The sequence below is a fragment of the Micromonospora sp. NPDC048169 genome (assembly GCF_040652815.1).
In the GTDB taxonomy this organism is placed as follows: domain Bacteria; phylum Actinomycetota; class Actinomycetes; order Mycobacteriales; family Micromonosporaceae; genus Micromonospora.
In genome coordinates this window covers 37786-48035 of sequence record NZ_JBEZMS010000037.1, presented here as the reverse complement: position 1 = coordinate 48035, position 10250 = coordinate 37786, and the positions used below count along the sequence as shown (strand labels likewise).

The 10250-nt window shown below is 64.1% G+C and carries 14 protein-coding genes; 1 reads left to right on the top strand and 13 read right to left on the bottom strand.

The window, feature by feature from the left end:
- On the top strand, positions 1–1282 hold a 1282-nt coding region (locus AB0D28_RS24980), incomplete at its 5' end, for a hypothetical protein (RefSeq protein WP_357389504.1).
- Between the two features lie 94 nt (positions 1283–1376).
- Here the strand turns inward: AB0D28_RS24980 and AB0D28_RS24975 are convergent.
- From AB0D28_RS24975 to AB0D28_RS24915, 13 genes are all read right to left on the bottom strand, one after another.
- Entirely contained in the window at positions 1377–2585 is a 1209-nt protein-coding gene (locus tag AB0D28_RS24975) for a hypothetical protein (RefSeq protein WP_357389503.1), read from the bottom strand.
- 81 nt (positions 2586–2666) lie between these two features.
- Positions 2667–3104, bottom strand: a complete 438-nt coding sequence (locus AB0D28_RS24970; RefSeq protein WP_357389501.1) for a hypothetical protein — start codon at positions 3102–3104, stop codon at positions 2667–2669.
- 71 nt (positions 3105–3175) lie between these two features.
- Complete coding sequence (locus AB0D28_RS24965; protein WP_357389499.1) at positions 3176–3583, bottom strand: hypothetical protein; 408 nt, start codon at positions 3581–3583, stop codon at positions 3176–3178.
- A gap of 51 nt (positions 3584–3634) precedes the next feature.
- Positions 3635–4870 (bottom strand): hypothetical protein, encoded by a 1236-nt coding sequence (locus AB0D28_RS24960; RefSeq protein WP_357389497.1) that lies wholly within the window; start codon positions 4868–4870, stop codon positions 3635–3637.
- Positions 4867–5223, bottom strand: a complete 357-nt coding sequence (locus tag AB0D28_RS24955) for a hypothetical protein (protein ID WP_357389495.1) — start codon at positions 5221–5223, stop codon at positions 4867–4869. The genes AB0D28_RS24960 and AB0D28_RS24955 overlap by 4 nt, the downstream gene beginning before the upstream one ends.
- An 8-nt stretch (positions 5224–5231) precedes the next feature.
- Complete coding sequence (locus tag AB0D28_RS24950) at positions 5232–5897, bottom strand: hypothetical protein (protein ID WP_357389493.1); 666 nt, start codon at positions 5895–5897, stop codon at positions 5232–5234.
- A 1-nt stretch (position 5898) separates the two neighbouring features.
- On the bottom strand, positions 5899–6354 hold the full coding sequence (locus AB0D28_RS24945) for a hypothetical protein (protein ID WP_357389491.1): 456 nt from the start codon (positions 6352–6354) through the stop codon (positions 5899–5901).
- Entirely contained in the window at positions 6347–6571 is a 225-nt protein-coding gene (locus AB0D28_RS24940; protein ID WP_357389489.1) for a hypothetical protein, read from the bottom strand. The genes AB0D28_RS24945 and AB0D28_RS24940 overlap by 8 nt, the downstream gene beginning before the upstream one ends.
- 62 nt (positions 6572–6633) lie before the next feature.
- A complete protein-coding gene (locus AB0D28_RS24935) occupies positions 6634–6852 on the bottom strand; it encodes a hypothetical protein (RefSeq protein ID WP_357389487.1) in 219 nt (72 codons plus the stop codon).
- Positions 6849–7658 carry an N-acetylmuramoyl-L-alanine amidase gene (locus AB0D28_RS24930; protein WP_357389485.1) on the bottom strand — a complete coding sequence of 270 codons (810 nt, stop codon included), beginning with the start codon at positions 7656–7658 and terminating at the stop codon, positions 6849–6851. Before AB0D28_RS24930 ends, AB0D28_RS24935 begins: the two co-directional genes overlap by 4 nt.
- A gap of 11 nt (positions 7659–7669) precedes the next feature.
- Positions 7670–7999, bottom strand: coding sequence for a hypothetical protein (locus AB0D28_RS24925; protein WP_357389483.1), 330 nt, complete (start codon positions 7997–7999; stop codon positions 7670–7672).
- Positions 7999–8583, bottom strand: coding sequence for a DUF2744 domain-containing protein (locus tag AB0D28_RS24920; protein WP_357389481.1), 585 nt, complete (start codon positions 8581–8583; stop codon positions 7999–8001). Before AB0D28_RS24920 ends, AB0D28_RS24925 begins: the two co-directional genes overlap by 1 nt.
- 8 nt (positions 8584–8591) lie before the next feature.
- Positions 8592–10247, bottom strand: coding sequence for a hypothetical protein (locus AB0D28_RS24915; RefSeq protein WP_357389479.1), 1656 nt, complete (start codon positions 10245–10247; stop codon positions 8592–8594).
- Positions 10248–10250: the final 3 nt, after the last annotated feature.

The window sequence follows — 10250 nt, the reverse complement described above, 5'->3', positions numbered from 1 at the left end:
CACCCGCGCCGTGCGCGACCCGGTGTTGTCGCGCCACGCTCAAGGGTTGCGCGCTGCCATTAAAGCACGCTCCCCGACATGGTTCGTCCATCGATCGATGAACGAACGCGTCTATAACCGGATCATGGAGGCCGGCGCCAGGGCGCTGGAGCGGGAACGCCATGCCGAACTCGCAGCGCAGCTCGGGCGGCTCCCGGAACGGGATGAACGTGGGCTGTCGGTCGCCGATATCGCGCGTGGGTATGCGCTGGAGGCTCCGACTGCGGGGATCGAGCAAGTTCGGCTGATGAATCGCGATCTGCGGGAGCTCGCCCATACTCAGGCGGTCGCGGAGCGAGACATCGCCGCGGAGGACCGCAAGGCGCTAGGACTGAGGTTCCAGGCCGCGAGCGATCTGGAGAAGGAGCACAACACCCAGCTCAGCAAGCTGGATCATGAACGGCACACGGCTATCGACCAGATCACCCACACGCTTACCCAACGAGAGCGGGAGCTGATTGATAAGGGGGCCGAGCAGGCAGCCCGAGAGCTACAGCAGCAGATCGACACAGGCCGAATCAATCTGGAAACCGGGCGCGAGCACTTTCAAGGACTGGCGTACTCCCTTGGGAAGAACCAGGAGTTGGAACGCCGAACGGAGCGGGAAGCCGCTGCCCGCTCCCCTGAGCCAGCCGAGAAGCTGGCCGAGCAGTTGCGTGAGAAGGAAGCTATCCGCCAGGAGAAAGACGGCCCGGTTATGCGGCAGATCGGGGCTATCGGCGCAGTTGTCGAGCACGAGACCGGGCGCAGGCAACGTGCAGAACTCAACCAGCTCGCCCTCGACGTCAATCGGGAACGGTTCATCGCCCAGGGCCTCGATCCGAACGAGGCGCGCCTGCGAGCGGCAACGATACCGACCCCGGTGCTGCGCGACAGCGACCGCGGTCGTGACCCGAAAGAACTCGCCCGTGAACTGCCCGAACGAGAGCGCGAAGAACATGCTGCACACCGGCGGGCAATGAACGACCGCATCGCATCGCTGGTCGAGAAAGGAGTCCCTGCCGACGCGGCACAGGCAGTCGTATATGCCCAACTGTCGTCGCCGGGAAGCGATCTCCGGTCCAACCGCGAACGCGAAGTGGACCGGGTCCAAAAGGAGTTGATGGCTCGTGGGATACCGCCGGAGATCGCCCGCGCTGCCGCCGAGGGACGGATAGAGGAGCCACCACACGTGACACGGGCGCGCGCCGATGAAGCCCGCGGTCGTGAGCGTGGCCGGGACCTCGGGGGCCGAGAGCGTTAGAGGTTCAATGCCGAAGTCGCCCCCACCGATCCCGATGTCAGGACCAGCGAGGGCGTCGAATGCGGGGCACTTAGGTGTGGACCACGGGCGCGGGTCAGGTGACCGGGACCAGGCGCACAGTCCCCCCTGATACCAGGGAGATGTCGTTGTTGACATTGGAATCCGCCTCGAGCGTGACGATATCGCCGACGCTGTAAGCGCGTGAGGCGACCGACAGCGGATACGCCTGTGTCGCACTCGCGGCGACGCTGGGTGTAGAGCCTGTCGCCAGGGTCGTCGAGGTGTTCACCTGCAGCCGCAGCGTCACCTGCCGAGCACTGAATGTATTCCCATTGGTCACGGTCAGGGCCGTTGCGATCGTGTAGTTCCCTGCTGTCGTCACCAGGATTCCGTTCCCCGACAGGGTAGTTCCGGACTCCGCTGTCCAGCTCGGCACGACAGCATACGTGCTCTGGATGGCGTAATTGCCGTTCTTCGCCATCCCGAGCTGAGTGATGTGGATCGCGGTCACTGCCGGAAGAGGCGCCGCGGTAGACACCACAGCGACTGGCGCGGCCACAGACGAGGACCCGGTAACCACGGGTAGCCGAGCCAGGCTGGTTGCTGTCACCGTCGGCGCAGCGAATGTACTGCTGCCGGAGACAGCAGGAAGGTTCATCGTGGCACTGGATTGCATGGCCGGTGGAGCGACAGCTACACCCACAACTGGCAGCGGAACCGTCACAGTGACAGTCGCAGGAGTGGGAGACACCGAGGAGTCCGCCGAAACAGCGGGCGTCGGCATCCCGAAGCCGACCCCGCTCGGTGGGGGCACTGTCGCGATCGCATATCCAGGCGTCACCATCGCCAGATCCGCGGCAGCCGATGGCGCAACGAACGATGACGTAGCCGACAACGCAGGCACTGGCATCGATAGCGACACCCCCGCGGCGGACGGTGCTACCGCGATACCCACAATCGGAGGCGGCATCATCACCGCCACCAAGATCGCCGGCGGGGACACGACCTCGGCATCCACGTATGTCGGGGCAAGCATCTGCAATGACAGCATCGCCTTCGGAGCGGCCGCGACCTTGGGGATATCAGGGGCGCGCATCGACAACGTAGTGGTCGCGCGCGGCACCTGCACTGAGACGTGGGTCTGCACAGCCGGCGCCCGCATCTGCAGCGTCAACACCGCGGTAGGCGCACCAAACCCCGGGACGACCAGTGGTGCGTGCATAGACACCGTCACTGCCGCGGCGGTGACACCGACGACACCCAGAGATGCGTCGGACCACACCATCCGCTCGCCGAGGTACACGCGCGCACCTCGGCGCCCGTCCGGCAGGTAGACGCGTTGCATACCGCGGCCGCGGGCGAATATCCCCACCCTGATCTCCGGTTACGCCGCTGTCGCGGTGATGATCCCGGCCGCGTCCCAAACGATGCTGAAGGTGCCCGCGGTCGTGGAAATGTTCTGATCGAAATCGACATAGCCGATCAGCGGCCGGGTGGCGTCGGTCGCTGGGGTGGAGTCGTAGATCACCGCATACCGGGCGGTGATGGTGCTGTTCGGCCAGGACACGTCAGCAGCGTCAAGGGTGAGAGTGTTGGTGCCAGCGTTATAGGTGGCGGTGCAGGAAGTCAGCGTCGCCCCGCCCGCGGTATACCCGGTGCCGGTCACCTCATTGGTGATTGAGGACTTGTACTGATGCGTGTCCTGATCTGGGGTATACGAGCTGGTGCACAGCATCACCTTGATTGTGTCGGTGTCCCAGTCGATTTCCTTGTTGAAGAACGACTTCTGGGCGAGTCCATACAGTTTCGCGCTGGCGGCCATGGCCTGCTCCTATCTGTGGGCATGAGAAAGGCCCCCGCGTTGCGAGGGCCTCGGATCGGTGGGAGTGGGGTTTATTCGGGGACGATGTAGACGGTTTCGGGGTCCGGGGTGGGCATCGCGAGGTAGTCGTCGAGTTCCGCTACCGCGATGCGCCTTACTCCCCCGCCATTGCGGACCGCGGTGGCTTCCTCGGCGGGAGGGACCGGCAGACCGGCCTCGACGAGTGGCCACAACCGGATCGGGGTGGGGCTGTCGGGGATCTCGATGTGGTAGGTGTGCTGGCCGATACGAACTGTCGCCGGCCCGGGGTCTAGGTCAGGCGTGGTCAGGACTCCGTCGATCGCGGTGACGACGAGGGGGTGCACGGTGATAAGGCGGGTGCCGTCGTCGCTCTCCCGGATTGCGGGTGCCGAGAAGTAGAACCCTGTGCCGTTGTCGGCGCCAGCGATGTTCTCGATGGGCTCACTGATTACCGTCATCGGTTACCTCCCTAGGGTGGAGCTGTGCGGCCAGGCATCGCTGGGGCGATATCAGCCGAGACCTGTGAAGATCGTGACGTCATTCCACGACGCCGAGTACGTCGAGCTGGCGCGCGAAACCCGAAGGCCCGCGTAGGTGTTCGCGGTGTACGTGTCGCTGACCGCATAGAGTCGGGGCGTCCCGTTGACTTCGATCCAGATGAGTGACCCGTAGCTGGAGAACGCGATCTTGTCTCCTGCGGAGACCGTCACCCCGGTCGTCAGGGTTCGGTAGTAGGTGAAGGTCGGCGGGTTTCCCGACAAGGAGTCCGAGAAGTAGCCGATGCCTAGTTGCCCTGCTATGACGTTCGCGATCAGCCCTGAAGTGCCGGCAGCGTTGGAACACAGGACCAGCCCCGAGGATGCGGTGTTGTTCGGTCCGACCGCGCCCCCCACTGTTGCTTCGATCCGGACGCGACCGGTACTGATGCCGGTGTTCCGGAGGAGGCCGCGTGATCCATCGGTGGTGCCGGTATTCGCCCATGAGCCGCCGACGAGCCCGGCGTTGGTGCCGATCTGTGTCCATCCGTTATCGACCGGGCCGTCTTCGCGATTGAAGTTGTCGGTGAGCTGTGGGACCCATACGTTCTTGTTGGGCACCGAGGAGGGCTTGTCGTAGTGCTGGATCCAGCGCATCCAGCAGTCGCACAGCGCCGCATTGAGGAAGCGCACACATCGGCGATCAGGGCCCGGCTTGAAGGTCGGGTTGGTCAGCATCTGGCTTCCCATGTACTGGCCGTCCACCCAGAGCCGCAGGAACTCGTCGTTCTCGCACCAAATCCTGACGGTTGTGTACTTTCCGAAGTACGGAGCAGGTGGGGTGAACTGACCCTCGTGATCGTTGAACCCGATGATGGTCGGGTATCCGTTGATTCCGATCGTGTCCCCGCTGCTGGTGTGGCGGAGCTGGATACCCAGCAGGTTCTGAAAAAGCGCGCCGACCCGGGCCCAGGAGTCGGTGATGAAGCATGTGAAGCTCTGGGCCGCCAGACCTTCTACCGGCCACCAGACCTCCCATTCCAGGCCCCAGTGCGGCGTGAAAGGTTGAAATTCGTACGAGGGGCCGCCGCCGTTGTTCGTGAAGTAGTTCGCCGGGAGGTGGAACTCGCCCAAGGCGTTATAGTCTCCGCGGGTACCGTCCCCCAGCCACACCCACGGCCGTCGCATCGGGCCCACGCCATAGGTGTCGAAGCTGTCATACCAGCCCGCCCAAGCCAGGGGGAGGTTCCTGCGGATCAGGAAACTCACGGCGTCGAGTCGCCCCCGTCGGGTGCGTCCAGCTCGGACTGGTCGATCGCTCCGGTGATGTGGCCGCCGTTGGCGTTCAGGAACTTGCGCATCCCCTGGAAGATCCGCTTGTTGCCGTACAGGCCAGCGAAGTCCTCGGCAGCCACGAGTGGTCGCAGCTCCTCGGTGTGCGTATCGAACCGGTCGATCGCCGCGGTGAGTATTCCGGCAGCCGACGCGGCTGGAGCCATGTCGAAGTATCCGTCCAGGCTTTCGACCTGGAGCGCAGCGCGCCACAGCGCTTCCCGGTAGGGCTGGATCGACCAAGACGATTCGTAGTTCGTCGCCTCGGCGACGGCATGGAATACCTTCACGATGCCTCTCAGGGTTCGGGGAAGTAGACGCCGGAGACGTTGATCTGGAGCACGGTCGGCGCGACGGAACCGACAACGTTGGTCACGTCGTAGAAGAACCGCTCCTTGTCGAACACCGGAATGTCGAGCGCCGGGGCGTTATAGCGGGTTACGTTCGCACCCAACACCTGCGTATGGATGACGTCCGCGATAGTTCCCGCGGCGTTCCACCGCTTGATGTCGATCGTGCAGCCGGCCGGCTGGCTAATGCAGGCGAAATGGGCGTCGGTCAGCCGGGCTTCCAGTCCGTCCGGGACGTTCAGCACCGGGCCCAGCAATAGCTCGTTCACACCCAGCACCACAGCGGCGCTCGCTACCACGCACTCGACCGACCAGTAGTGGGCGTTCTCGTAGGCGATGTCGGCTTTCTCGCCGGCGGCCGCGGCGGCGTTGGCTGCAGCCTGTGCGGTGGTGACCGCTTCGTCCGCAGACCCCTGCGCATTGGCCGCAAGGTAGGCGGCGTCCGCGATCGGAGTGCGCAGCTGGGACCCGACCGCGCCCTGCACCCCGGTGAAGCTGCCTTTCGCTCCGCCGGTGGCGATAGCCAGGATCGACGTCTCGTTGAGATTCGACCCGTAGTCAGATCCGACGACGAAGGCATCACCCGGGGCTTCGGGTAGATGCGGAGTGGTCATGTCACCGACCACACTTCGGGTCAGCGAGCGGGTTGTCGGCCCGCCGCTGATCTGCCTCCACCGACCATGCCTGATAGTCGAGGATCGCCTGCCGAATTCGCTCACCACCCCCCGGCCGTGGGTTCGCCGAGGCATCAGCGATCACGGAGATCATGTCGTCGAGGTGACGCTGATTCTCAGCGGTGATGGCGCTGCGGGCGATCAGCGTGGTACGGAACTCGGTGTTGCATTCCTGCTGTTGAGTCGACTGGATCGCAGCGAATGCTGTGCTCGCCAGCGTCACCAGCGCCACCACGAGCAGCGAGTACGCCTGTTGGCGGTCGGTGCGCGGCAGTGCAGGCACGGTGATGCTCTTTCCGCCCCGCTTGTATTCGCGCCAGCTCAGTGACAGTCCGGCCAGAAATCCCGCTGCGATGCACGCCGCACCGAATGCCAGTTGCAGGAGAACGTTACTCATTGTTATCACCCTGTTCCCGGTCCCGATTGCGGGATGCTTGGAACCGCGCGGCGCCCAAAAGGCCGATGATGGCGCCCATAATCCCGTTTACACCGGTGTTCCCCTGATAGGTGGTTATCACCAGGGGTGCGACGATATTTCCGGCCCAGACGACCGTCACGACCCACACCAGCGCGGTCAGTGTCCGCGTCGACACCCCGTAATCTTGGCTGGACATCTACACCCTCCTCATCCACCAAACCCCGACTTCCAGCCGGAGATCCGGCAACGAGCAGCGCCTCACTCCTCCACACGAGGCTGGGCCACAGGCGTCACCTTCGACCGGACGCCAGCAGCGATCGGCACGCCCAGTACGACAGTGAGCACCGCGGCGGTGAAGTCCGCAGAGTCGGCGGTCATCGCCCCACTCGTCACCAAGTAGGCGAAGACGGCGGTCACGATGGCGCCGACCGCAGCGGCCACAGGCTCGTTCTTCAGCAGGTTCTTCAGCCTTGTCACTGCGATCCCTCCTCTTTGCCGAGCAGTTGGTCGAGCTTGGTTTCAAGCCGTTCCAGGCGAGCGTTCTGCTCGGCCTGCGAGTCGACCAGGGTCAGCGGCTCTCCTTTGTCGTTGGTGCCGAGCTGCTTCCAGCCGCGCACCACCTGCTCCCACATCTCGTTGACCTTCTGGTCGATGTAGTAGATGGCCGTGCCGTAGCTGACCTCGGTTTTCTTGAAGTTGGTGAACAGATCTCCCCACACGGTGCCCTCACCTCTTACTGATGCCGGGTCGCCGATGGCCTTCTGCACATCGGCTCGGAAGTCATTCATGTTCATGCCGCCCGGATCCCACTTCCCCTGCGCGGCGCCGGCCCATTCCTTGTGGCCGATGACGTTCCCCGCCCCCTTGCCAAGCTTTCGCAAGATCGCGGCGCAGCAGCGCACATAGGCGTCGTATTGGGCGGGCGACCACCCCTCGGTGCCGTTGTTTGCTGCCTCGATGCCAATCGTTCGGAAGTTCGCGTTATTCATCGGGAGCCCCGGGTATGCGCCCAGCCCTGCGTGCCATGCGACACCGACTGCTACGACGGTGACCGTTCCATTGCGGGCGAGATGAATCTGCGACAGCGGACCGGGCAGGTGGGAGAACCCGTAGGCGATCTCCGACGGCGGAGTGTTCGACCCGCCGGTGTGGTGGGCAACGATGCCCCAGATGTCGCCGAAGTCGCCGTGGCCGCGCTCTTTCCAGTCGGGCATTTCGACGACGTTGAGCCCTTCGGCCCGCAGCACATCAGCGAGCCAGGTCGGATCTCCAGACCAGCCCATATTCCGCTCCTCTATTCGTCGTTGAGATAGCCGGACCGCACCCGCTCCGCGAAGAACACGAGCAGTGGATCCTCCTGCAATCGGGCGATCCAGAAATGCGCCTCATCAGCGCGGACCTTGTCCCCGCCCCACGCGATCGAGCCCTCGAACAGCTGCACGCCCCGCCGGATCTCCGCTATCTGCTCGGCTGGGATGGTCCGCTTCCACCTCGGGTGACGGTCGCGGTTGATCTCCAGCTTCGACACCGACGGATGCGCCAGCTGGCCGACCGGTTCGACGTGGCGGCCGTACCAGCCCAACCATGCGGTGAGCACGGTGTCGACGTCGTCGAGGTAACTCATCAGGACCAGCGCTTCAGAATGCCGTTGCGGGCCTGGCCGTGGCGCTCGGTGTACAGGACCCTCCGCTTCTCAACCTCGTCGGTCTCGGCGAGTTCGCGCAGGTAGGCGTTGGTTTCGGTGACCGTATGCGTGGAGGGGTCGAACCGCGGCGGGCCGTCGATCGTGTCGACCACCTTCGCAACCGGCTGCTCCGGCTCGGGTTCGTTGATTCGATACCGGAGAAACCGCAGCCGCTCAACCACTGCCTGCCGTTCCCGCTTCGTCATCGTCGCCGGATCCTGGATGACAACCGGTTCCGGGTCTTCCTCGTCGAGCGGAACCCAGCCACCCATACCGTTGAGCGGATGCTGTTCCCCGCGATACGGCGCTCGCAGTTTCTTCGTCGCCAGAGCAGGATCGATCGGTGGGCACCCGGCCTCGGTGAGGTGTTTGGAGATCGCTCGAGCGATAGCCTCCGGCCACACGATCCGCTGCCGGCTGTTCGAATCACCACCCCAACCGATCGGGATGAACTGCAGCACAGGAAGGAACCGCTCCTCGGGGTTCTCGGGGTCGATGTCTTCCAGCCGCCAGATCTTCCCCACTCGTCCTCCTAGGCGACGCCCAGGTCACGGGCGATAGATGAGATTTCCTGCAGCATTTCCAGGGCTTCCTGCACTGGGTCTTCCGGTTCGCGGTGGCCGACCGTGATCGTCCAGGCGGGAGTGGTCTCCCGATCCCAGGCCAGGACTAGTTCGGTGATGCGCTCGACATAGACCCGACCGGGCTTGCCCCAGTCCTTGACTGTGGTGCCGATGCGGGTGCCGAGCCAGGCATTGCCGTAGCCGTTCTGCCCGATGAGCAGGCCCTCGACCCCGTCAGCGACAGTGACCGAGTGGGTGGTTTGCTCCCGGGTCCGCCACATGCCCGTGCGGAGGGCGATGAGGGCGGAAAGGGTATAGGCCCTATCCGATCCCTCGCACCAGGTTTCGAAGTAGTGCTGCCAGCCCAAACGCTGAGCTCGACCTATGTCTTGCCACTTCATGAACGCCAAGAACACGTCGGTGTACAGAGGTTTCAGCAGGGCGTCTGCCATGCCGCCGACCGGCGGGATGAACAAGGCCGCGGCGATCAGGTCACCGACCATGTTGATCGTCGCGGAGATGAGCTCGTTGACACCTGGCATCGAGTGGCCGCCGGTCGCGAACTCCGTGTCGGTGGCTGGCTTCCAGTGGAAGCTGTTGGACTGGATGCCGGTTCGGTCGCCGTCGCGGAGGATGATGCCCGGTGCCCGGGGGATGGTGCCCTTCCAACCGGGGATCGAGTACTCAGCCGGGAAGGTGGGGTCGTCGATGACGTCGATACCCTCGGCCATGCCGTCCGACCCGATCGAGGTGAACGCTCGCACCAGGCCGGTGAACAGGTTGCCACCGAACGAGGTTTCGGTGTCCCAGCCGCTGTTGTCGACAAGGTCCCACACGATCGTTCCCGGGCGGAGGTTCGCTCCCGGCCACGGCGGAGGATCGCCTTCGAGGAACCTCCGGGGTTCCCACGTCAACTGTGCGTCGGCGGTGATCCGCTTCTGCACGTCGAAGAAGTACTTCCAGCGAGAGTGCACGATCGCGAACTGGGAGTTGTCGTCCGTGATGGACAGTGGCGCGACAACGTGTCCCCAATTCGACTGATCCAGATCGAACCAGCCCTCGGGGTCTACCGGATCATCGGGGAGAGTCCATAGCCCGTCGAGGCCCTGCAGGCGCAGCAGGTTCACGAACAGCGTGGTCTTCAGTGCCCACTTCGCTGGCCCGAACAGGATCCACAGCCGCGGGAACTGGATCTCCGGCGGCAGGAACGGATTGCTGTAGGTCAGGATGTGCTTGAGGTGTTCGAAGTCGGACTTGAACGTCGCCTTGACGATCCGTTGTCCGTCTTCGCCCTTGTACTGCTCGAGGTCGTCGAGCATCCCCGACCAGCGGGCGCCGTCCTTGTCGACAGTGATGATGACGTTGTCGGTGTTGCGGTCGTCGTGGTTGGTCAGCCACTTCGACAGGTAGTAGCGGGCCGGGAGTTCGATGGTGCCGATGCCGGTCTCGTTCTCCGGCAGGGTGAACTTCGCGGAGATCTCGTTGTGGACCTCGCCGATGAACACGCCATCCGCGTCGAAGATCCGTGTGAGTGGTGGTTTGATCCGGCGGTCTTGGTCCTTGCGGAGCCGCTCGGCGATCTCGCCGAATACCTGATCGAAGTCGATCGTTTCGACGGATGTCACCGG

What these genes read in the sequence shown, in the direction of transcription:
- AB0D28_RS24970 (WP_357389501.1), bottom strand. Translation starts at nt 3,104, where the DNA reads ATGGCCGCCAGCGCGAAACTGTATGGACTCGCCCAGAAGTCGTTCTTC.
- AB0D28_RS24965 (WP_357389499.1), bottom strand. Translation starts at nt 3,583, where the DNA reads ATGACGGTAATCAGTGAGCCCATCGAGAACATCGCTGGCGCCGACAAC.
- AB0D28_RS24950 (WP_357389493.1), bottom strand. Translation starts at nt 5,897, where the DNA reads ATGACCACTCCGCATCTACCCGAAGCCCCGGGTGATGCCTTCGTCGTC.
- AB0D28_RS24945 (WP_357389491.1), bottom strand. Translation starts at nt 6,354, where the DNA reads ATGAGTAACGTTCTCCTGCAACTGGCATTCGGTGCGGCGTGCATCGCA.
- AB0D28_RS24940 (WP_357389489.1), bottom strand. Translation starts at nt 6,571, where the DNA reads ATGTCCAGCCAAGATTACGGGGTGTCGACGCGGACACTGACCGCGCTG.
- AB0D28_RS24930 (WP_357389485.1), bottom strand. Translation starts at nt 7,658, where the DNA reads ATGGGCTGGTCTGGAGATCCGACCTGGCTCGCTGATGTGCTGCGGGCC.
- AB0D28_RS24925 (WP_357389483.1), bottom strand. Translation starts at nt 7,999, where the DNA reads ATGAGTTACCTCGACGACGTCGACACCGTGCTCACCGCATGGTTGGGC.